The 23,851-nt window shown below is 22.0% G+C and carries 21 protein-coding genes and 3 tRNA genes; 16 read left to right on the top strand and 8 right to left on the bottom strand.

All coding sequences use genetic code 11. The features are described from left to right. Positions 1 to 166: 166 nt before the first annotated feature. Positions 167 to 694 (top strand): hypothetical protein, encoded by a 528-nt coding sequence (locus tag RJX39_RS02250; RefSeq protein ID WP_343192608.1) that lies wholly within the window; start codon positions 167 to 169, stop codon positions 692 to 694. Positions 695 to 744: 50 nt separating this feature from the next. Continuing rightward, complete coding sequence (gene der, locus RJX39_RS02245; protein ID WP_343192607.1) at positions 745 to 2,088, top strand: ribosome biogenesis GTPase Der; 1,344 nt, start codon at positions 745 to 747, stop codon at positions 2,086 to 2,088. Here der and fdx read toward each other — a convergent pair. The 5 genes from fdx to RJX39_RS02220 form a co-directional block, all read right to left on the bottom strand. Continuing rightward, positions 2,077 to 2,400 (bottom strand): ISC system 2Fe-2S type ferredoxin, encoded by a 324-nt coding sequence (fdx, locus tag RJX39_RS02240; protein ID WP_343192606.1) that lies wholly within the window; start codon positions 2,398 to 2,400, stop codon positions 2,077 to 2,079. The genes der and fdx overlap by 12 nt on opposite strands. A gap of 55 nt (positions 2,401 to 2,455) precedes the next feature. Continuing rightward, positions 2,456 to 3,964: an Hsp70 family protein gene (locus RJX39_RS02235; protein ID WP_343192605.1), complete on the bottom strand. Its 1,509-nt coding sequence runs from the start codon at positions 3,962 to 3,964 to the stop codon at positions 2,456 to 2,458. 35 nt (positions 3,965 to 3,999) lie between these two features. Beyond that, positions 4,000 to 4,515 (bottom strand): Fe-S protein assembly co-chaperone HscB, encoded by a 516-nt coding sequence (gene hscB, locus RJX39_RS02230; protein ID WP_343192604.1) that lies wholly within the window; start codon positions 4,513 to 4,515, stop codon positions 4,000 to 4,002. A 102-nt stretch (positions 4,516 to 4,617) separates the two neighbouring features. Then, positions 4,618 to 5,004 carry a Fe-S cluster assembly scaffold IscU gene (gene iscU / locus RJX39_RS02225; RefSeq protein WP_343192603.1) on the bottom strand — a complete coding sequence of 129 codons (387 nt, stop codon included), beginning with the start codon at positions 5,002 to 5,004 and terminating at the stop codon, positions 4,618 to 4,620. 24 nt (positions 5,005 to 5,028) lie between these two features. Continuing rightward, entirely contained in the window at positions 5,029 to 6,243 is a 1,215-nt protein-coding gene (locus tag RJX39_RS02220) for an IscS subfamily cysteine desulfurase (RefSeq protein ID WP_343192602.1), read from the bottom strand. 145 nt (positions 6,244 to 6,388) lie between these two features. On the opposite strand from RJX39_RS02220, the gene RJX39_RS02215 reads away from it, so the two are divergent. The 13 genes from RJX39_RS02215 to RJX39_RS02155 all read left to right on the top strand — a co-directional run bounded on the left by RJX39_RS02215 (position 6,389) and on the right by RJX39_RS02155 (position 19,950). Continuing rightward, positions 6,389 to 6,461, top strand: a tRNA-Trp gene (locus RJX39_RS02215). Between the two features lie 215 nt (positions 6,462 to 6,676). After that, a complete protein-coding gene (gene ilvD / locus RJX39_RS02210) occupies positions 6,677 to 8,530 on the top strand; it encodes a dihydroxy-acid dehydratase (RefSeq protein WP_343192601.1) in 1,854 nt (617 codons plus the stop codon). Positions 8,531 to 8,540: 10 nt separating this feature from the next. Continuing rightward, positions 8,541 to 10,004, top strand: a complete 1,464-nt coding sequence (gene ilvC, locus RJX39_RS02205; protein ID WP_343192600.1) for a ketol-acid reductoisomerase — start codon at positions 8,541 to 8,543, stop codon at positions 10,002 to 10,004. Positions 10,005 to 10,335: 331 nt separating this feature from the next. Further along, a complete protein-coding gene (gene leuA / locus RJX39_RS02200; RefSeq protein WP_343192599.1) occupies positions 10,336 to 11,880 on the top strand; it encodes a 2-isopropylmalate synthase in 1,545 nt (514 codons plus the stop codon). A gap of 34 nt (positions 11,881 to 11,914) precedes the next feature. Further along, positions 11,915 to 13,018, top strand: a complete 1,104-nt coding sequence (gene leuB / locus RJX39_RS02195) for a 3-isopropylmalate dehydrogenase (RefSeq protein ID WP_343192598.1) — start codon at positions 11,915 to 11,917, stop codon at positions 13,016 to 13,018. Further along, the gene (leuC, locus tag RJX39_RS02190; RefSeq protein ID WP_428994318.1) at positions 13,005 to 14,417 is read left to right on the top strand and encodes a 3-isopropylmalate dehydratase large subunit; all 1,413 of its coding nucleotides are present in this window, start codon (positions 13,005 to 13,007) and stop codon (positions 14,415 to 14,417) included. The genes leuB and leuC overlap by 14 nt, the downstream gene beginning before the upstream one ends. A 1-nt stretch (position 14,418) precedes the next feature. Next, positions 14,419 to 15,033, top strand: a complete 615-nt coding sequence (gene leuD / locus RJX39_RS02185) for a 3-isopropylmalate dehydratase small subunit (RefSeq protein WP_428994321.1) — start codon at positions 14,419 to 14,421, stop codon at positions 15,031 to 15,033. 233 nt (positions 15,034 to 15,266) lie between these two features. Continuing rightward, positions 15,267 to 15,596, top strand: coding sequence for a thioredoxin TrxA (trxA, locus tag RJX39_RS02180; RefSeq protein ID WP_343192596.1), 330 nt, complete (start codon positions 15,267 to 15,269; stop codon positions 15,594 to 15,596). Between the two features lie 170 nt (positions 15,597 to 15,766). Beyond that, a complete protein-coding gene (rho, locus tag RJX39_RS02175) occupies positions 15,767 to 17,026 on the top strand; it encodes a transcription termination factor Rho (protein WP_343192595.1) in 1,260 nt (419 codons plus the stop codon). Positions 17,027 to 17,364: 338 nt separating this feature from the next. Further along, a tRNA-His gene (locus RJX39_RS02170) sits at positions 17,365 to 17,440 on the top strand. Between the two features lie 46 nt (positions 17,441 to 17,486). After that, a tRNA-Pro gene (locus tag RJX39_RS02165) sits at positions 17,487 to 17,560 on the top strand. A gap of 149 nt (positions 17,561 to 17,709) precedes the next feature. Continuing rightward, positions 17,710 to 18,573 (top strand): diaminopimelate epimerase, encoded by an 864-nt coding sequence (gene dapF, locus RJX39_RS02160; RefSeq protein ID WP_343192594.1) that lies wholly within the window; start codon positions 17,710 to 17,712, stop codon positions 18,571 to 18,573. A 192-nt stretch (positions 18,574 to 18,765) separates the two neighbouring features. Then, positions 18,766 to 19,950, top strand: coding sequence for an MFS transporter (locus tag RJX39_RS02155; protein ID WP_343192593.1), 1,185 nt, complete (start codon positions 18,766 to 18,768; stop codon positions 19,948 to 19,950). A gap of 45 nt (positions 19,951 to 19,995) precedes the next feature. On the opposite strand, the gene coaD is transcribed toward RJX39_RS02155, so the two are convergent. Next, entirely contained in the window at positions 19,996 to 20,496 is a 501-nt protein-coding gene (gene coaD, locus RJX39_RS02150) for a pantetheine-phosphate adenylyltransferase (RefSeq protein WP_343192592.1), read from the bottom strand. A gap of 110 nt (positions 20,497 to 20,606) precedes the next feature. On the opposite strand from coaD, the gene epmA reads away from it, so the two are divergent. Next, positions 20,607 to 21,584, top strand: coding sequence for an elongation factor P--(R)-beta-lysine ligase (gene epmA / locus RJX39_RS02145; protein WP_343192591.1), 978 nt, complete (start codon positions 20,607 to 20,609; stop codon positions 21,582 to 21,584). A gap of 13 nt (positions 21,585 to 21,597) precedes the next feature. On the opposite strand, the gene RJX39_RS02140 is transcribed toward epmA, so the two are convergent. Further along, on the bottom strand, positions 21,598 to 22,347 hold the full coding sequence (locus tag RJX39_RS02140) for an FAD-binding oxidoreductase (RefSeq protein WP_343192590.1): 750 nt from the start codon (positions 22,345 to 22,347) through the stop codon (positions 21,598 to 21,600). A gap of 160 nt (positions 22,348 to 22,507) precedes the next feature. Then, positions 22,508 to 23,842: an HslU--HslV peptidase ATPase subunit gene (gene hslU / locus RJX39_RS02135; RefSeq protein ID WP_343192589.1), complete on the bottom strand. Its 1,335-nt coding sequence runs from the start codon at positions 23,840 to 23,842 to the stop codon at positions 22,508 to 22,510. Positions 23,843 to 23,851: the final 9 nt, after the last annotated feature.

Genomic DNA, 23,851 nt, shown 5'->3' with positions numbered 1-23,851 from the left:
ATATAAAAAATTTATTAAATTATAACAAATATGTTTAACTTTTAACAAATTTTTAATATAAATTATTTGTTGTTAAATAATTTGATTAGTGTACTCATGTTTTTAATTATAATAAATGATATAATAATTATATATCAGTAACAATTAATTTATTAAGAAAAAATATATGAAAAACAAAAAAAATATTTTTTTTATTTTAATTTTTATATTTATTATATTAATATTTTTTTATTTTTTTAAAAAAAATAAAAATTTTTCAAAAAAAATAAATAATTTATTGCCATCAAATATTACTTGGAATAGTAAAAATAACAAAATTAAAAAGAACAAAGAATATATTAAAAAATTATTTTTAATTAAAAAATATGTTAAAAATAATGAAATATATAAAGCTGAAAAAATTATAAATTTTTTGCTAAAAAACAAAAATATAGATTTAAATATATATAATTTAATATTATTTAAAAAAATGCAAATATTTACAAATAAAAATGATTTTGAAAAATATTCAATTTTATTAAATAATTTTAATGAAAAAAGTTGGTTAGGTGTTAAATATAATTATTTAGGTGATTTTTTTTCAAAAAATAATGATAAAAATAAAGCTATTATTTTATGGATAAAAAGTAGTAATTATTTTTATTCAAAAAAAATTAGTATTTTTTTAAAAAATAAAATAAAAGAAACATTATAGTTATTTTAATAAATATTAATTATTAAATTAAATAAAGTAAGGAAAATTATATGTTACCAAAAATATCTATTATTGGAAGAACAAATGTTGGTAAATCTACTTTGTTTAACAAATTAACTAAAAGTAGAAATGCAATAGTATATGACTACCATGGTGTTACAATAAATCAAAATGAAAAAAATGTAGTTATTGGAAAATATGTAAAAATTATAGACACACCTGGTTTTAACATGTCAAAAAATATTTTTTCAATACAAATGCAAAAACAACTTTATAATATAATAAAAAAATCTTTTTTAATATTATTTTTAGTAGATGTAACAAGTGGTTTAACAAATATTGATCAAAATATATATAGTAAAATAAAAAAACACAAAAACAAAACTATTTTAATAGCAAACAAAATAGATGTTAAGACAGAAGAAGGAAAAATAACAGAATTTTATTCTTTAGGATTTAAAAATTTTCAAAAAATATCTGCAGAACATAATGTTGGAATAAATTCATTAAAAAAATATATTAAAAAAAAATTATGTATTTTAAACCAAACAAAAAAAAATATAAATTATTTAAAAATTTGTTTAAAAATAGCAGTAGTTGGATGTACTAATGTAGGAAAATCTACATTTATTAATAACTTATCTAATAAAAAAAAATTAATTTATTCTGATTTACCTGGTACTACAAGAGATAGTATTTCTACAAATATAGAAATAAATAATTATAAATATTCATTTATAGATACAGCTGGTATTCAAAAAAAAAAAAAAATAAATTTTGTTGAAAGAATATCTATTATTAAATCAATAGAATCTATCAAAAAATCAGATGTAGTTTTATTTTTATTTGATGTATGTAAAAAAATATCCAGACAGGATATTTTTATTTTAAATATCATTAATAAATATAATAAACCATTTATGATAATTGCTAATAAATGGGATTTAATAAAAAAAAAAAACAAAAAATATACAATAAATAATATTAAAAATCATTTAAAATTTTTTAATTTTACCTATATAAAATTTATTTCTTCTGTAAAAAATATTAAAAAAATAAAAATAATAGATTTAATAAAAAAAATATATCATAATAACTTATGTAAAAATATAAAAACGTCAAAATTAAATAAATTAATGTATTTGGCAATAAAAAAACATCAACCTCCTTTAATAAATGGAAAAACAATAAAATTAAAATACATTACACAAAAAAAAAATTTAGTTAATAAAAAAAAAATAACAATATATGGAGTTAGAACAAAAAAAATACCACTTTCATACAAAAAATATTTAAATAACTTTTTTCAAAAAAAATTGAAAATAATAGGTATTAAATTATGTATTAAGTTTAAAGATAATATTAACCCTTATATAAAAAAATCACATGTGTAAGTTATAAATAGGAATTTCCACAATTAAATCTTTTATTCCTAACTTAGCTTGACAAGATAATCTACTATTAATCGATAAACCCCATGCTTTATCTAAAGCATCTTCTTCTTTTTCAGTTATTTTTGATAAAGAAGAAAACCCTTTTTTTATAATACAATGACATGTGGTACAACAACAAGATTTTTCGCAAGCATGTTCTATATTTATTTTGTTTTTTAAAGCAACATCTAAAATAGACTCATTAGTTTTTGCATTTACAATCTTTCCATTAGGTATAATACTAACATGAGGTAAAAAAAATATTTTTGGCATTTTTTATGATCCTAAATATAAGTTTTAAAATATTATTTTTATTTATTTGATGTAACTATGTTGATATTTTTGTTAATACTGTGTCTTTTGAATTTATTTTAACATTAAATTTTATGTTATTTTTTTTTTCTCTAATATTTATATTTAAAATTCCATTAGCATTTATAATAAAAGTAACAAATATGAATATCTTACCAGCTGGTTTCATAGGTAAATCTTTTATAACAAATTTAGTTAAAGTTTTACAATTTTTCACATATTTATTATTTCCTTGCAATACATGAATAAGCATAGTTTTTTGATTATTTTTGAAAGTAGTAAATATTTTTGTTTTAGATACAGGTATTGTAGTATTTTTATATACTATATGTTCAAACAAACCACCAATAGTCTCTATTCCTAAAGACATTGATATAACATCTAACAATAAAAAATCATGTGTTTTATATAATGATTTTTTAGATAATAAATTTGCATGTATAGAAGCTCCAATAGCAACAACTTTTTTTGGGTTAATAAAATTCAATATTTTTTTATTAAAAAAAACACCAACTTTTTTTTGTACATATGGTATACAAGTCGATCCTCCAACCATAATTATTTTCTTTATATTTTTATATGATATAGAAGCATCTCTAATTGCTTGTTGACAAATTAACAAAGTTTTTTTTATTAAATTAGATATTAAATTATTAAAAATTTTTCTTGTAATTATAACATTAATATTATTTATTTTAATAGTTACTTTATTTTTTTTACTCAACTTTATTTTAACCATTTTAGCTATATTTAATATTTTGGCATTATTTTTTATATTTTTTATGTCATAATTTTTTATTTTAGATATAATAAAATTAAATAATTTATTATCAAAATCGTCACCGCCTAAATTAGTATTACCTTTTGTAGACAAAACTTCAAAAATATTATTTGTAAAACTTAATATCGAAATATCAAATGTTCCTCCTCCTAAATCGTAAACTGCAAATATACCATTTTTTTTTAAACTTAATCCATAAGATAAAGCAGCAGCTGTAGGTTCATTTATTAATCTTAATACATTTATATTAGATAAATTAGCAGCTTTTTTAGTAATTTTTCTTTGAATATCATTGAAATATGCAGGTACAGTTATTACTGCTTGATATATGTATTTTTTAAATTTATTAAAAACTATTGAGTTTATATGATTAAAAATTTCTTTCAAAATGTCTATCACACTTATTAACTTATTATCAATTTTAATACACAAATTATCTTTTTTTGTTTTAAACTTATAAGGGATATTTGGATATAATTTTTTTATTTCTTGTATGGATAAACCTATTAAACGTTTAACAGAAGTAATAGTATTTTTTGGATATTTTGTAATATTAACAATTGCATCCCATCCTACAAATACTTCATTATTTTTATAACATACTACAGATGGAAATAAGTATTTATTTTTTTCATCTCTAATAAAATATACTTTATTATTAATTATAGTAGAAACTAAAGAGTATGTTGTACCTAAATCTATTCCTACAATTATTTTATTTTTTTTTAAAACATTATTATTCATATAATTATCCAAAATAATTTTTAATATTAATAAATTTAAATTAATAATATTTTATCAATTAATTTCTTTATTTTTTTTCTTATTTTGTAAAAAAATTTTACTTTTAATAAAGTTATTATTGCTTTTTCAAATTTATTTTTGTCAATTTCTTTATATATTTTTTTTTTGTAATGTTTACATAAATCATATATTTTTTTTTTAAAATCTAATATTTTTTTTTTTTTAATATTTTTTTTTAGTTGTTTTAAATAATTAAATGTTTTTATTTGTTGTAATAAAAAATCTTTGTCATATTTTAATTTTTCTTGTTTAGAAAGAATAAATCCATTCAAAGATAAAAAATATTCTGCTCTTGTAATAAAATTTTTTAAAACTTGATATGCTTCATTAACCAACATGCTTTTTTTATTTTTTTTTTTAATATTTGATATGTTTTTATTTAAATTATTATCTGGATGATATTTTTTTTGTAAAATATAAAAGTTTTTTCTAAGAGTTTGTGTACAAATTTTATAGCTTTTTGGTATTTTTAAAACATCAAAGTAATTCATAAAAAATTCCTAAATTAAAAATATAATATTTTTTGTTATTTAAATTTTTAGCAATTGTTTTAAATGCTGAATTTTTATTCAGCATTTTTGAAAATTATTTATTTATTTTTTTTTATTTTTTTGTTTATAATTGGCAATTGCTTCTCTAATTGCATCTTCAGCTAGTATTGAACAATGAATTTTTACAGGAGGTAAATCCAATTCTTTTGCGATAGAAGTATTTTTTATTTTTTCAGCTTCTGTTAATGATTTTCCTTTAACTAATTCTGTAATTAAAGAGCTTGAAGCTATAGCTGAACCACAACCATAAGTTTTAAAACAAGCATCTTCAATGATACCTTTTTTATTTACTTTTATTTGCAATTTCATTACATCGCCACAAGAAGGAGCTCCAACCATAGCTGTTCCTATTTTAGCAGAATTTTTTTTAAAAGATCCAACATTTCTTGGATTTTCATAATGATCCAATACTTTTTTGCTATATGACATTTTTATTCCTTAATATTCACATATTTATTTATGATTCCAAATAACATTATCTAAATTCACACCGGATTTAAACATTTCCCATAAAGGAGATAAATGTCTCAATTTTTTAAGAGAATTATGAATTAATTTTACAGCGTAATTTATATTTTTTTCAGTGGTAAATCTACCTATAGAGAATCTAATAGAACTATGTGCAAGTTCGTCTTTGATACCCATAGATTTTAATACGTATGAAGGTTCTAAACTAGAAGAAGTACATGCCGATCCTGAAGAAATAGCTAATTCTTTTAAAGACATAATTAAAGACTCTCCTTCTACGTAATTAAAACTTACGTTTAGAATATGAGGTGCACCTTTTACTAAATCACTATTTAAATAAACTTCTTCAATATTTTTTATTCCATTCCATAATAAATTTCTTAAATAAATCATTTTTTCATTTTCTTTTTTTATAACTTTTTTAGCTATCCTACAAGCTTCTCCCATGCCTACTATTTGATGAACTGGTAAAGTACCTGATCTAAGACCTCTTTCATGACCTCCTCCATGAATTTGACAAGATAATCTAACACGAGGCTTTCTTTTTACATATAAACATCCTATGCCTTTCGGTCCATACATTTTATGAGATGAAAAAGACATTAAATCTATTTTGTATTTAGAAATATTAAATGGAACTTTACCTATACTTTGCGTAGCATCTACATGAAATATAATTTTTTTTTTAAAACATAAATTACCTATTTTTTTTATATTTTGAGCAACTCCTGTTTCATTATTAATATGCATAATAGAAACTAATATAGTATTTTTTTTTAGTTTTTTTTGTATTTGTTTGATACTTATAATACCATTAGATTTAGGTTTAATATAAGTTACTTTATAACCAATTTCTTCAAGATATCTGCAACTATCTAATACAGATTTATGTTCGGTACTACTAGTTATTATATGTGAACCTTTTTTTTTATAAAAAATAGCTGATCCTTTTATTGCTAAATTATTTGATTCTGTTGCTCCAGAAGTAAATATTATTTCTCTTATATCACAATTAATTAAATTAGAAATTTGACTTCTAGCAATATTTACTGCTTCTTCTGCTTCCCATCCAAATTTATGAGATCTAGATGCTGAGTTTCCAAATATACCATCTATAGTTAAAAATTTTAACATTTTTTTTACAACAAGAGGGTCTACAGGTGTTGTTGCAGAATAATCTAAGTATATAGGTAATTTCATTAACAATATATCCTATAAAAATTTTATTAAAAAAATTAAAATAATTTTTTATGTAAAATATTATGATATCTTGATTTTAATAAAAAATCATATATTATATAATTTCATTATTTGTTGAAAATTTATTTATATATTTTTATTAAATAGGGACGTAGTTCAATTGGTAGAGCGTCGGTCTCCAAAACCGAATGTTGTGGGTTCAATTCCCTCCGTCCCTGAATAAAAATATAAAAAATTATCATATAATGAAAATAAAATAAAATATTAATATATCATATATCTAATATTAACCCACCTAACAAAAATATTATATTAAATTTAATAATTACCTAATTTAAATTAAATTTAATTAATTTAAAAAACTAAAAATAAGTTTTTTAAATTATGTAAAATAATTTAAGTTCTAACAAAATTATAAAATATAGAGTTAAACATGATTAAATATCGTTCTTCAAAAACAACACATGGTAAGAACATGACTGGTGCTCGTTCTTTGTGGAGAGCAACAGGAATGAATGATGATGATTTCAAAAAACCTATAATAGCAATAGTAAATTCTTTTTCAGAATTTGTACCAGGTCATATTCATTTAAAAAATATTGGAAATATTGTAGCTAAAGAAATAAAAAAAAACGGTGGTGTTGCAAAAGAATTTAACACTATAGCAATTGACGATGGAATTGCTATGGGACATGATGGGATGTTATATTCATTACCTTCTAGAGATATAATTGCTGATTCAGTAGAATATGTAATAAATGCACATTGTGTTGATGCAATGGTATGTATATCTAATTGTGACAAAATAACCCCGGGAATGTTAATGGCATCATTAAGGTTAAATATACCATCAGTATTTGTTTCTGGTGGACCTATGGAATCTGGTAAAATAATTGATAAAAATAACAAAGTTATTAAATTAGATTTAGTAAATGCTATAATAGAAGGGGTAAAAAAAAATAAAAAAACTCAAAGTAATGTTATTGAAAAACTATCTTGTCCTACATGTGGTTCTTGTGCTGGTATGTTTACTGCTAATTCCATGAATTGTTTAATGGAAGTTTTAGGATTAGCATTACCAGGTAATGGAACAATATTAGCTACTCATACCGATAGAAAAAAGTTGTTTAAAAAATCTGGCAAAATTATTGTAAAGATAACTCAAGAATATTACAAAAACAATAATATTAATTTTTTGCCAAGAAATATAGCTAATAGAAAATCTTTCATTAATGCAATGATGTTGGATGTATCTATGGGAGGTTCAAGTAATACTATATTACATCTATTAGCAGCAGCTCAAGAAGGTAAAATAGATTTTTCTATTTTTGATATAGATAAAATATCCAGAAAAGTACCTCATTTATGCAAAGTATCTCCTAGTTCAAAAAAATATCATATAGAGGATGTACATAAAGCAGGAGGAGTTATGGGAATATTAGGTGAATTAAATAGATTAAATTTACTTCATGAATCTAATAATATATTAGGAAAATCAATTAAAAAAACATTAAAAAAATATGACATAATTATTTCTAAAAATAAAAAAGTAAAAAAAATGTTTCTTGCTGGTCCTTTAGGAGTTAGAACTACACAACCTTTTTCTCAATCATATAGATGGAAAAAATTAGATTTGGATAGAAAAAATGGTTGTATAAGATCTTATAAATATGCATATAGTAAAGATGGAGGATTAGCTATATTAAAAGGTAATTTGGCTAATGAAGGTTGTGTTGTGAAAACAGCTGGAGTTAATAAAAAAATGTTAACTTTTTCTGGACCTGCAAAAGTTTATGAAAGCCAAGAAGATGCAGTATATGCAATTTTAAATAGTGGTGTTTTAAAAGGTGATGTAGTAGTTATTAGGTACGAAGGTCCTAAAGGTGGACCAGGTATGCAGGAAATGTTATATCCTACAACTTATTTAAAATCAATGGGGTTAGACAAATATTGTGCTTTGATAACAGACGGAAGATTTTCTGGAGGAACATCTGGTCTTTCTATAGGACATATTTCTCCTGAAGCAGCTAATAAAGGATTGATATCGATTGTAAAAAACGGTGACATCATTAAGTTAAATATACCTAAACGTACAATTAAATTATGTGTTTGTAAATCAGAAATTATTAAAAGAATAAATGAAGAAAATAAAAGAAAAAATAAATCTTTTACACCTGCAAACAGAAAAAGAAATATATCTGATGCATTGAAAGCATATTCTTTTTTTGTTACTAGTTCTAGTAAAGGAGCTGTTAGAGATAAAAATATATTAAATAAAAAATATTAAGAGGAAAATAATGTCTAATTATTTTAATAAATTAAATTTTAGAAAAAAAATATCTCAATTAAAAAAATGTCGTTTTGTATTAAAAAAAGAATTTTTACAAAGTAAGAATTTTCTTATAAATAAAAAAATAGTAATAGTAGGATGTGGATCACAAGGTCTAAATCAAGGTTTAAATATGAGGGATTCTGGACTAAATGTGTCTTATGCTTTAAGAAAAAAATCTATTTTAAAAAAAACTAATTCATACAAAAATGCAATAAAAAACAAATTTGTTGTAAACACATATAAAAAATTAATACCAACAGCAGATTTAGTTATCAATTTGACTCCAGATAAACAACATTCAATAGTAATAAAAAAAATACAACCTTTAATGAAAAAATATTCAATATTAGGTTATTCTCATGGTTTTAATATTGTCGAAATGGGAGAGGTTATTAGATCTGATATTACAGTAATAATGGTTGCTCCAAAATGTCCTGGATCAGAAGTAAGAGAAGAATATAAAAGAGGTTTTGGAGTACCTGCTTTAATAGCTGTTCATCCTGAAAATAATATTAATAAAAATGGTATAGAAATAGCTAAATCTTGGGCAATGGCTATAGGTAGTGATAAAGCTGGTGTTTTAGAATCTTCATTTGTTGCTGAAGTTAAATCAGATTTAATGGGAGAACAAACAATATTATGTGGTTTACTTCAAGCAGGTTCATTATTTTGTTATGACTTTTTAGTATCTCAAAATTTTGACAAATGTTATTCAGCAAGTTTTATACAATATGGTTGGGAAATAATAACAGAATCTTTAAAACACGGAGGTATAAAATTAATGTTAAATAGATTATCCCCATATGCTAAATATAGAGTACATCAAATATCAGAAATAATTAAAAAAAATATGAAATATTTATTTCAAAAACATATGGATAATATTATTTCGGGTGATTTTTCTAAAAAAATGATTCAAGACTGGAAAAATAATGATATTAAATTACTAAAATGGAGGAAAGAAATTAAAAATACAGATTTTGAGAAATCAAAAAATTATACAGGATCAATATTTAAGGAAGATTTTTTTAAGAAAGGTGTTTTAATGATATCTATTGTTAAAGCAGGTATTGAATTAGCTTTTGAAACTATGTTATCTACAGGAATAATGCCCGAATCAGCTTATTATGAGTCTCTACATGAACTACCTTTAATAGCAAATACTATTGCACGTAAAAGATTACACGAAATGAATGTTATAATCTCTGATACTGCAGAATATGGAAGTTATTTGTTTACAAAACCAGCTTTAAAAATATTTAAAAAAATTTTACATAAACTTAATAAAAACGATATTGGTAATGAAATAAAATCATATTATATAGATAACAAAAAATTATTAAAGTTACAAAATTTTATAGATAATCATAAAATAGAAAAAGTTGGTTTAAAATTAAGAAAATATATGACTAAAATGAAAAATATATAAAATTTTATTAAGGTGTATTTCTAAAAAATTAATTATTTAAAATAGTTATTTTAAAATGGGGCTGTAATTTATTATATGCACCATTTTAAATAATTTGAATAAATTTAAAAATATTTTTTTTAAATTTTAATTTTATTTAAAATTAAATTATTTTTATGCACAAAATATAAGGTTATTAAATATTTAAATAAAAAATTTAAAAATTCGTTTTAAATATTTTTATTAAATAAATATTCAAAAAGAATATTTATGATTATATATCACAAAATTGTTATTTTTTAATATAAATATTTTTCTACAAACAATAATGAAATTATTAGGAAAAAATTTTATGAAAAGAAAAATTATTATTTTAGATACCACGTTGAGAGATGGTGAACAAGCATTAAAATACAGTTTGACAGCAAAAAAAAAGTTGAAGATAGCTTTATCTTTAGAAAATATGGGGGTAGATATTATAGAAGTTGGTTTTCCAATATCTTCTCCAGAAGATTTTAAATCTTCTCAAATTATATCAAATAATATAACAAATAGCACTATCTGTAGTTTAGCTCGTTGTGTAGATAATGATATAGAAGTAGCTGCAGAATCTATGTTAAAAGCTAAAAATTTCAGATTACATATATTTTTAGCTACATCTGACATACACATAAAATCAAAACTTAAAAAAAGATTTCAAGAAATAATAGATATGTCTGTTTTTTATGTAAAAAAAGCTAAAAAATATACTAATGATGTGCAATTTTCATGTGAAGATGCTGGACGTACTAATATTAATAATTTATGTAAAATAGTTGAAAAAGTAATTGAAGCTGGTGCTAATACAATTAATATCCCGGATACAGTTGGTTTTACTGTTCCTTATGAATTTGGAAAAATAATAAAATATTTATATAATAATGTTCCTAATATAGATAAAGCTAATATTTCAGTACATTGTCATAACGATTTAGGTATGGCTTCTGGAAATTCAATATCTGCTATAAAAGAAGGAGCTTCTCAGGTAGAAGGAACAACCAACGGTTTAGGTGAGAGAGCTGGTAATACAGCGCTAGAAGAAATAATAATGGCTATCAAATTACATGGTAATTTGCTAAATGCATATACAGATATAAACATTAAAAATATTTATAAAAACAGTAAATTGGTTAGTAAAATATGTCATGTTCCTATACCTAGAAACAAAGCTGTTATAGGAAGCAATGCTTTTTCACATTCTTCTGGAATACATCAAGACGGTATGTTAAAAAATAGGAATAATTATGAAATATTTAATCCAACAATTATAGGATTTAAAAAAACAAAATTAAATTTAACTTCAAGATCAGGTAGATCTGCAATAAAACAAAAAATGTTAGAATTAGGATATAAAGAAAAAGATTATGATCTTAATAAATTATATAATAAATTTATTAATTTTGCAGATAAAAAAGGAAAAGTATTTGATTATGATTTAGAATATTTAGCCTTTAAAAATGAAAAAGAATATAAAAATTTTTTTTTACTAAAAAAATATAGTGTTAATTATAAACTACGTGATTATACAAAATTAAAAATAAAATTATTATGTGGAGATAAAATAAAAAATATTAAAATAACAACTAAAAAAAATATTATAAATGTTCTTTGTAAACTTTTTAGTAAAACAACTATGTTAAAAATAGTTTTATTAAATTATGAATCTTTTACAACAGAAAAAATAGAAAATTTATCAATTAGAGTTAATATTTCCGTAAAATATAAAAATAGAACTTTTTATGGAACAGGAATATCTAAAAACTATTTAGAATCTTACATTCTTTCTTTGATTGATGTTTTAAATAATATATGGAATTTAAATGATATTTACATGAATCTCAAAAAAAATATTTTTTAATTCAAATAATCAATTATTTCAAGAAAATATATTAATGAAAAAAAAATACAAGATAGCTATTTTACCAGGTGATGGAATAGGACCTGAGGTTATGAAAGAAGCCTTAAAAATTATAGAAGTTATTAATAAAAGATTTAAAACAAACATAATTACAAAAAAATATGATATTGGAGGTGTAGCCATTGATAAACATGGTGTTCCATTACCTAATGAAACTATATCAGGATGTACAAAATCAAACGCTATTTTACTAGGATCTGTAGGAGGTGAAAAATGGAAAAAATTACCTATAAATTTACAACCTGAAACAGGAGCTTTATTAAAAATAAGAAAACATTTTAATTTGTTTATAAATTTAAGACCATCTAAATTACATAGAAAATTATATAAATTATCTCCTTTAAAAAAAAATATATCTTCTAAAGGTTTTGATATTTTATGTGTTCGAGAATTAATTGGAGGAATATATTTTGGTTCTCCTAAAGGTACAAAAAAAAACAAAGAATCAAAATATTCTTTTGATACAGAAATATATTCTGAAAAAGAAATAACAAGAATATCACATATTGCTTTTAAGTTAGCCATGAAAAGAAATAGAAAACTTGTTTCCGTTGATAAAGCTAATGTTTTAGAAAGTTCTATTTTGTGGAGGCAAACAGTAGATAAAATATCTAAAATTTATCCAAAAGTAAAAGTTTCACATTTATATATCGATAATGCTGTGATGCAAATAATAAATAAACCATATGATTTTGATGTTATCTTATGTTCAAATTTATTTGGAGATATTATTTCTGATGAATGTGCAGCAATATCTGGTTCTATAGGAATACTTCCTTCTGCTAGTTTAAATGAAAATAATTTTGGAATTTTCGAACCTGCGGGTGGATCTGCTCCTGATATAGCTAATAAAAATATAGCTAATCCTATAGCTCAAATTTTGTCTTTATCTATGTTATTAGAACATAGTTTTAATTTAAAAAATATATCTAAAATAATAAATAACTCTGTAAACAAGGTTTTATTAAAAGGATATAGAACATTTGATATATCTGATGGTAAAAAATATATTACAACAAAAAAAATGGGTGATATTATAGCTAATTTAATTTTGAAAGGAAATTATGAAAATATATAAAACTTTATACCAAAAATTATATGACTCCCATATAGTAGCAGATAAAAACAGTAAAGATCCAATTATATATATAGATCTTCATCTTATTCATGAAGTTACTTCACCTCAAGCGTTTGACGGTTTACGAACAAAAAAAAGAAAAGTTAGACAACCAAATAAAACTTTTGCAACTATGGATCATAATGTTTCTACAACAAGCAATGATATTTCTAAGTTTAACAAAATGTCCAGAATTCAAATACAACATTTAAAAAAAAATTGTAAAGAATTTAATGTAAAATTATATGATGTAAAAAATAATAATCAAGGTATAGTACATGTCATAGGTCCAGAAAATGGAATGACTTTACCAGGAATGACTATAGTTTGTGGAGATTCTCATACTTCCACACATGGAGCTTTTGGATCTTTATCTTTTGGCATAGGAACTTCAGAAGTAGAACATGTTCTTGCTACTCAAACACTGAGACAAAAAAAAGCTAAAAACATGAAGATAATAATATCTGGAAAATTACAAAAATATGTAAGTTCTAAAGATATTATTTTATACATCATAAAAAAAATAGGTGTTTCAGGAGGTAATGGTTATATAATAGAATTTTGCGGTAACGTCATTGATAATATGACCATGGAACAACGTATGACTATTTGCAATATGTCTATTGAAATGGGTGCTAAATCAGGTATTATCGCACCAGATAATAAAACATTCGATTACCTAAAAAATAAAAAATATTCTCCTAAAAAAGAACAATGGGAAAATGCGTTAAAATATTGGAAAACTTTAAAATCTGATAAAAAATCTAAATTTGACAAAATAATAAAAATAGACGTAACAGAAATTATTCCTCAAATAACATGGGGTACAAATCCATCTCAAGTTGTTTCTATAAATAAAAAAATACCAAATCCTAAATATTTTACAAATATTTTAGAAAAACAATCAGCAAAAAAAGCATTAAAATATATGGGATTAAAACATAGTATAAAATTAACAGACATTAGTATTGATAGAGTGTTTATTGGATCTTGTACTAATGGTAGAATTGAAGATTTAAGATCTGCAGCTAAAATTGTTAATAAACAAAAAGTTGCTAAAGGTGTAAAAGCTTTAGTCGTACCTGGTTCTAAAAAAGTAAAAAAACAAGCAGAAAAAGAAGGGTTAGATAAAATTTTTATAAACGCTGGTTTTGAATGGAGATTACCAGGTTGTTCTATGTGTTTAGCTATGAATGAAGACAAATTAAATCCTAAAGAAAGATGTGCTTCAACCAGCAATAGAAATTTCGAAGGAAGACAAGGTAGAAACAGTAGAACTCATTTATTAAGCCCAGCTATGGCAGCTATTGCTGCAATAAAAGGTAAATTTTATGACATTAGAGATATAAATAATGATTAGAATAAAAAATAAAATTGTTAAACATACAGGTAAAGTTATACCATTAGATATTTCTAATGTTGATACAGATGTAATAATTCCTAAACAATTTCTTCAAAGAGTTACTAAAAATGGTTTTGGTTTTAATTTATTTCATAATTGGAGATTCCACGATGAAAAAGGTGAAAAAATAAATAAAAACTTTATTTTAAATAAAAATGAATATAAAAATTCAACTATTTTATTATGTAGAGATAATTTTGGATGTGGATCTTCTAGAGAACATGCTGTTTGGGCTCTTAAAGATTATGGTTTTTTAATTGTTATAGCTACAAGTTTTGCTGATATTTTTTATAATAATAGTATAAACAACAACTTATTACCTATTTGTTTTAATAAAAACATAATAAATAACATGTTCAATATTGTTAAAAAAAACATAGGTATCAAATTTACTGTTAACTTACATAAAAAAAGTGTCACAAATATTTATCAAAAATATAATTTTGATATAGATGAAACCGTAAAACAAAGGTTAATACAAGGAATAGATAACATTGATTTAACGATGAAAATAAAAAAAAAAATTAAACAATATGAATCTAAAATACCAAAGTTTTTTTTAAATTTATTTTAAATAAATATTTATTTATAAATTTATTCATCATGAGAAATTTATTTTTTTAATTTATTAATAAATATCATTAAATAATATAATTGTATATTATTAATGTTAATTTTTTTATTATAAAACTATTTTTTTGCTACTATTATATTTTAATTTCTAGTATAATTAATATTATATTAATTTATTTCTAATAAAATATTATTTTTAAATAATATTTAATTTAAATATTAAATAGGTATAAAATGAAAGAAAATAAAATATTAAAAATAACGGATAATAATTTTGAAAAATTTTTATCAACAACAGAGAATTTCATTTTAGTTGATTTTTGGGCAGAATGGTGTGAGCCATGTAAGATATTATCTCCTATATTAGATGAAATATCTAAAGAATATAAAACAAACTTGATTATTTGCAAAATGAATGTAGATGAAAATCCTTTAACCCCTCCTAAATATTCTATAAGAGGTATACCAAGTTTACTTTTGTTTAAAAATGGAGAGTTATTAGCAACTAAAGTTGGCTCTATTTCTAAAAGAAAACTTAAAGATTTTTTAAATGATAATTTGTAAAAAAAAAATTACAATTTAATCAAATAAAAAATATTTTTATTTTATAGTTAAATTTTATAAATTTTTATTTAAATAATATTAAAAAAATAAAAAAATTAATTTTTATATTAATTACTAATAAATTATTAGTCATTTCATAATTATTTCTAGTTTACTAAGAACCCATCATTATGAATTTAACCGAATTTAAAAACACTCCGGTTTCTGAATTAATCAATCTTGGCGAAAATATGGGTTTAGAAAATTTGGCACGTATGAGAAAACAAGACATTATTTTTGCTATTTTAAAACAACACTCAAAAAGTGGTGAAGACATATTTGGAGATGGAGTATTAGAAATATTACAAGATGGATTTGGTTTTCTTAGATCTTCAGATAGTTCTTATTTAGCAGGACCGGATGATATATATGTTTCTCCTAGTCAAATAAGAAGATTCAACCTTCGTACAGGAGATACTATTTCTGGCAAAATAAGACCTCCTAAAGACGGAGAAAGATATTTTGCTTTACTAAAAGTAAATGAAGTAAATTATGATAAACCAGAAAGTTCCCGTAGTAAAATTTTATTCGAAAATTTAACACCATTACATGCAAATTCAAGATTAAGAATGGAAAGAGGTAATGGTTCAACTGAAGATTTAACAGCAAGAGTTTTAGATCTTGCTTCACCAATAGGTTGCGGTCAAAGAGGTTTAATAGTTGCTCCACCTAAAGCTGGAAAAACTATGTTATTACAAAATATAGCTCAAAGTATTGCATATAATTATCCTAAATGTGTTTTAATGGTTCTTTTAATAGATGAAAGACCTGAAGAAGTGACTGAAATGCAAAGATTAGTGAAAGGAGAAGTAGTAGCTTCTACTTTTGATGAACCTTCTTCTAGACATGTACAAGTTTCTGAAATGGTAATAGAAAAAGCTAAAAGACTAGTAGAACATAAAAAAGATGTAATAATATTATTAGATTCAATAACAAGATTAGCAAGAGCTTATAATACAGTAGTACCAGCTTCAGGAAAAGTTTTAACTGGAGGAGTTGACGCTAATGCATTGCATAGACCTAAAAGATTTTTTGGAGCTGCTCGTAATGTGGAAGAAGGAGGTAGTTTAACAATTATAGCCACTGCTTTAATAGATACTGGATCAAAAATGGACGAAGTAATATATGAAGAATTTAAAGGAACAGGTAATATGGAATTGCCATTATCAAGGAAAATAGCTGAAAAAAGAGTTTTTCCAGCTATTGATTATAATAGATCTGGAACTAGAAAAGAAGAACTATTAACAACATCTTCAGAATTACATAAAATGTGGATATTAAGAAAAATAATACATCCAATGAACGAAATTGAAGCAATGGAATTCTTGATAAATAAATTATCTATGACTAAGACAAATAATGAGTTTTTTGATATGATGAAAAGATCATAATTTTATTTGCTTAAATATCATTTTAAATTATATAAATATTTTTTATATTTTTATAAATTTAATCTTTTTTAAACGTAAATAGCATTGAAACAATTATTATGTTATATAAACATATATTATAAATATATTTAAATATTAATTAAATATTAAACAACAATTTTTTTGTTAAAAAAATACATTATTAAATTGTAAATTATGTGTTTTTGATATATAATAAAAGTTATTATCTTATTCAGAATAAGATTTTTTTTTTTAAAAAAATCAAGAAACAAATTTCAAATTTTGAAGAACATAATAAATAAATAATTAGTATTAAATATTTTTTTTTATTATATATGGTGGCTATAGCTCAGTTGGTAGAGCCCTGGATTGTGATTCCAGTAGTCATGGGTTCAAATCCCATTAGCCACCCCATTATTTTATTAAAATAATGTTTTTTATAATATTTATAATATAAAAACGGCGAGTAGCGCAGTTTGGTAGCGCAACTGGTTTGGGACCAGTAGGTCAGAGGTTCAAATCCTCTCTCGCCGAAAATATCATATAAAATAAAAAAAATATCTAATTAATTCTAATTAACTCTAATTAACTCTAATTTATTCTTTTATTTATCTTTTTATATATTTTTTATATTTATTTATTAAAAAATATTACTTATACTATTATAATAATAATAAAAAAATATGTCTTCAATAATAAATTCAAAAAAAAAAATAACAAAAATATTTTTTTCAAAAATGCATGCTTTAGGTAACGATTTTATAATAATTAATAACATTAACAAACAAATAAAACTAAATCAAAAAATAATAAAAAAGATATCAAATAGAAAAAAAGGAATAGGTTTTGATCAAATTCTTATTGTTGAAAAATCTAATGAAAAAAAAATAGATTTTTTTTACAAAATATTTAATGCTGATGGAAGTGAAATTTTTCAATGTGCTAATGGCGCTAGATGTTTTGCATTTTTTTTATTTTATAAAAAAATAACGAAAAAAAAAAATATATGTATAAAAACTAAAAATTCATATATGAAATTAAGAATTTTAAAAAAAAATAACATAGAAGTAAATATTGGAAAACCTATTTTTAATCCAAAAAAAATACCATTTATAACTAATATTCAAAAAAAAACGTATAAAATAAAGATTAAAAATAAAAAAATAAAAATTGGGGTGGTTTCTCTAGGAAACCCTCATTGTGTTATAGAAGTTTCAAATGTAAAGAAAACTAAAATAAACATAATAGGAAAAAAAATAGAAAATCATTATTTGTTTCCTGAAAAAGTTAATGTTAGTTTTATGCAAATATTAGATAAAAATAACATAATTTTACGTGTATATGAAAGAGGTGTTGGAGAAACATCAAGTTGTGGTAGTGCAGCTTGTGCTTCTGTAGCCATCGGCATTATAAGAAAAAAGTTATCAAGCAAAGTTAAAGTAATGTTCAAAGAAGGTAATTTATATGTAAAATGGAAAAACATTAAAAAAGATTTATTTATGACAGGACCTGTTAAATATGTATATGATGGATGTATAAAAATATAAATATTTATTATTAATAATTTATTAAATACATATAATCCAATATTTTAAAAAAATAAAAAAACAATATAACAATTATTATTTATAAATATTTATTTTTTAATATAAACTAAAGATAATTAATATATAAAAACATAGTATTTTAAAAAAATAAAATTTTTTTATTGAACAAAAATAAAAATCAACAACAATTTAATGAAAAACAAAAAAAAATACATAAAAAAAGATCATAAAAATTTCAACATAATTATGTTAGCTTTGTTTTCTGCAGGATTTTCTACTTTTGCTATCTTATATTGTGTTCAACCAATATTACCAATTTTTTCAAAAATATTTCATTTAACTCCAACACATGCAAGTTTGTCATTGTCTGTTACAACAATAACTATGGCTTTAGGAATGTTATTTACAGGACCTATATCAGATTATATAGGTAGGAAAAAAATAATGATTAGTTCATTAGTAACAGCTTCTTTATTAACTATATTGTGTTCTTTTATGAATAATTGGAAGCATATAATATTAATAAGATCTATTACTGGATTATCGTTGAGTGGAGTAACTGCTGTTGCAATGAGTTATTTAAGTGAAGAAATACATCCAAAATTGTTAGCGTTTGCTATTGGACTATATATTAGTGGAAATTCGCTAGGAGGTTTTTTTGGAAGGTTTATAACCAGTTTTTTGTCTATATATTTTTGTTGGAAAATAGCATTATTAATAATAGGAATATTATCTTTTATTTCTACATTAATATTTATAATATTATTACCACCTTCTAACAATTTTTTTCCAATATCGATCCATCCTGTTAAATTATTTGTAAATGGATTAAATCAATGCAAGGATAAAATACTATCTAAATTATTTTTTGTAGGATTTATTTTAATGGGTTGTTTTATTACTTTATTTAACTATATTGGATATAGATTAATATCTTTACCAACATTTATAAATCATGCTTTATTAGGTTCTATTTCTATGGTTTATTTAACAGGCATATATAGTTCTCCAAAAGCTGGCGTTTTGACAGAAATTTATGGTAGGTCTAAAATACTAGTTTTTTCAATATGTTTGATGATAACAGGTTTAATCATTACACAGTTTAATTTCTTATTGACGATAATCATTGGATTAATGATATTTTCAGCAGGATTTTTTTCAGCTCATTCAGTTTCTAGCAGTTGGGTAGGTTATCATGTAAAAAAATATAAAGGACAAGCTACTTCTTTGTATCTTTTTTTTTATTATTTAGGAGCTAGTATATTTGGAACTTTGGGTGGTGTATTTTGGTATTGGTATTCTTGGTATGGAATATCTATATTTATTTTATTTATGTTAATAATAGGTATCTTAATAGCTAAAGGAATTAAAAAATAAAACTTGTATTAAAAAAATAATATATGTATTAAATAATAAAAAATATTATTTATTTTTTTTTTTTAAACTTTTAATTTTATTACTTAAAGCTTTGCACACATTTTTTGGAACAAATTTTTTAACGTTTCCTCCATAATAAGATATCTCTTTTATTATAGATGATGATACATATGAAAACTTATTAGATGAAAATAAAAAGATAGTTTCAACTTTTTTGTTTAATATTTTATTAATTCGATAAAAATTCATTTCATAATTTAAGTCTGAATTATCTCTTATTCCTCTTATTAATAAAAAAACTTTTTTAGATGATGCAAAATTAACAATTAAATCATTAAAAGACAATATTAAAATGTTTTTTATATTTTTAGTAGATTCTTTTAACAAATTTTTTCTCTCTTTTAAATTGAACATAGTTTTAAAATTAGGTTTATCTATAACAGCAACAATAATATTTTTAAATATATTTTTTGTTCTACGAATTATGTCAATATGACCATATGTTATTGGATCAAAAGTACCTGGATATATTACTAAATTATTCATTTGTTGTATTTAACTTATTTATGTTATGTTTATAAAATTAAATAATAACAAAACATTTATTTTAAATAAATGTTTTTGTATAAAAAATTAAAATTAAAAAATATATTAAAATGAAAAATATAAAAAAAGATGAATTTATTCCCAAAACATCACATATTAACATTTTTAAAAGAGCAAAAATTATCAATAAAATAAGGAGTTTTTTTCTAAAAAACAATGTCTTAGAAGTAGACACACCCATTATGTCTTCATTTACAGTTACTGATGTAAATATCACTCCTTTCAAAACTTTATTTTTAAATAAAAAAAAAAAAAAATTATGGTTAATAACAAGTCCAGAATACCATATGAAAAGATTAATATCTTATGGTTTAGGATCTATTTATCAAATATGTCATAGCTTTAGAAATGGTGAATTAGGTAAATATCACAATCCAGAATTTACAATTTTAGAATGGTATGAAACAAATTGTGATATTTTTAAATTAATGAATAAAATTAATGTTTTATTAAATAATTTAAAAAAATACAAAAAAGTTGTTTTCATTTCTTATGAAAGAATATTTATGAATTATTTAAAAATAAATCCATTAACATGTAGCAAAAAAGATTTAATAAAAAAAATACAAGATGTATCAAAAGATAATAGTTTGTCTTTTAAAAATAAAAATAAAGATTCATTATTAGAATATTTATTTATAATTGGATTATATCCGATATTAAAAAAAATAGAATTGATTTTTATTTATCATTTTCCTGCATCTCAAGCATCTTTATCTAAAATAAATAGTTTAAATAATAAAATATCAGAAAGATTTGAAATATTTTCATATGGATTAGAAATAGCTAATGGTTTTGATGAATTAGTTGATTTTAAAGAACAAAAAAAACGTTTTAAAAAAAATAACAAAACTAGGGAAAAAAATGGAATGAAAAAAGTAAAAATAGATAAAAATTTTATAAATTCTTTAAAAAAAGGATTACCTCAATGTTCAGGAGTAGCAATCGGAATAGAAAGATTAATTATGTCTATATTAAAAATAAAAAATATAAATGAAATAATTAATTTTCCATTAGATATATGTTAATACACAATTATTTTTACCAATAGTTTTCTTTGGTAATATGCCCTGGATTTCTATTTAAATGTTTTTTCATATTTTTATATTTTATCAAAACTTTTTCAGTATTTTTTACCATATTAGGATTGCCGCATAACATTACATGACTATTATTTTTATTCATAGAAATATTCAAACTATTTTCTAATAACTTGTTTTTAATTAAATTAGGTATTCTACCTGTTAAAGTTTCTGAATTATATTCTCTGCTTAATACATTTTTAATAATTAATTTACCTTTATATTTTTTTTTTAGATCATACATTAAATCTAAATAACATAATTCTTTAAAATATTTTACAGCGTGTACCAAAATAATATTATTAAATTTTAACGTATGATTTTTATCTTGTAACATTGATAAATACGGTCCTATACCCGTACCAGTAGCAAACATCCATAAATAATATGATTTAGGTATATTTTTTAAAATAAAAAAACCAAAAGATTTTTTACTAATTATTAAATCATCTCCAATATTTAATTTAAATAATTTAGATGTCATTACACCTTTTTTTATTTTAACTATATAAAATTCTAAATTATTGCTTTTAGGACTGTTTACATATGAATAAGCTCTTCTTATTTTTATACTATTTTTTTTTTTTATCAAAAATTTAGTAAATTGTCCAGCAATGAATGGTAATATGTCAGCATGTAATATTATTTTTAACAAATTTCCATTATATTTTTTTATAGATATAACTTTTGCTTTAACCCAATTATTCATATTAAAAATTCCACATAATTTTTTTTAATTGATAACATAAAAATTATAATTAAAAAAATTTATTAAATATTTTAAATTTATAATTTCTAAAATTAATGTTGTTTAAATCATTCCTGCGATATTTTTAATTCACAGGAACAAAAATATTAAAAATACATTTTTATAAAATAAATTTACTTACATCTTCATTAGATACTAAAGGATCTAAATGATTACAAACATATTCATTATTTATATATATTTTTTGACCTTTAAGATTATGAGCATTAAAAGATATTTTCTCCATTAATTTTTCTAATACTGTATGTAATCTTCGTGCTCCTATATTTTCCATAGATTCATTAACTTGCCAAGCTGATTCAGCAATACGTCTAATTCCATCTTTTGTAAATTTAATAGTCACACCTTCTGTAGCTATTAGTTCTTTATATTGCATAGTAACAGAAGCATTAGGTTCAGTTAAAATTCTTTCAAAATCACTAACAGTTAATGCCTTAAGTTCTACTCTTATAGGTAATCTTCCTTGTAATTCCGGTATCAAATCTGCTGGAGATGATGTTTGAAAAGCTCCTGAAGCAATAAACAATATATGATCTGTTTTAACCATACCATGTTTAGTTGAAACTGTACAACCTTCTACTAATGGTAATAGGTCTCGTTGTACACCTTCACGAGAAATATCACTACCAAAAGAACTATTATTACTTCTTCTACATATTTTATCTATTTCATCTATAAAAACTATTCCTTGTTGTTCTACCATGTTTATAGCTTTTTGTTTTAATTTTTCTGGATTAACTATTTTTGACGCTTCTTCTTCAGTTATTAATTTCATTGCATCTTTTATTTTTAATTTTTTTGTCTTTTGTTTATTCCCTCCAAGATTTTGAAATAATGATTGTAATTGACTAGTCATTTCTTCCATTCCAGGTGGAGCCATAATTTCTATCCCCATAGGAACGTTTGATACACGTATTTCTATTTCCTTGTCATCAAGTTCACCTTTTCTTAATTTTTTTCTAAAAATATTAACAGTAGAATTATCATGTTTATTTTTTTTAGAATTAGAAGAATTATCTATTGAAGGTAACAAAACATCTAAAATTCTTTCTTCAGCCATTTGTATTACTTTTTTTTTATTTTTTTTAATTGTTTGTGTTTTTACCATTTTTATAGATAAATCAGTAAGTTCTCTAATTATAGAATCTACTTCTTTACCAACATAACCAACTTCAGTAAATTTAGTTGCCTCAACTTTTATAAAAGGAGCATTTGCTAGTTTTGCTAATCTTTTAGATATTTCAGTTTTACCTACTCCTGTTGGTCCTATCATTAATATATTTTTAGGTGTGATTTCATATTTAAGTTCGTCATTTAATTGCATTCTACGCCATCTATTTCTTAATGCAATTGCAACTGCTTTTTTGGCATTTTTTTGACCTATTATGAATCTATCAAGTTCTTTGACAATCTCTATAGGAGTCATTGAAGACATTTTAATAAT

The sequence above is a fragment of the Buchnera aphidicola (Taiwanaphis decaspermi) genome (genome assembly GCF_039405155.1).
Lineage (GTDB): Bacteria > Pseudomonadota > Gammaproteobacteria > Enterobacterales > Enterobacteriaceae > Buchnera_M > Buchnera_M aphidicola_B.
Note: the sequence above shows the minus strand (reverse complement) of the source record. Positions and strands in the feature narration are given on the sequence as shown.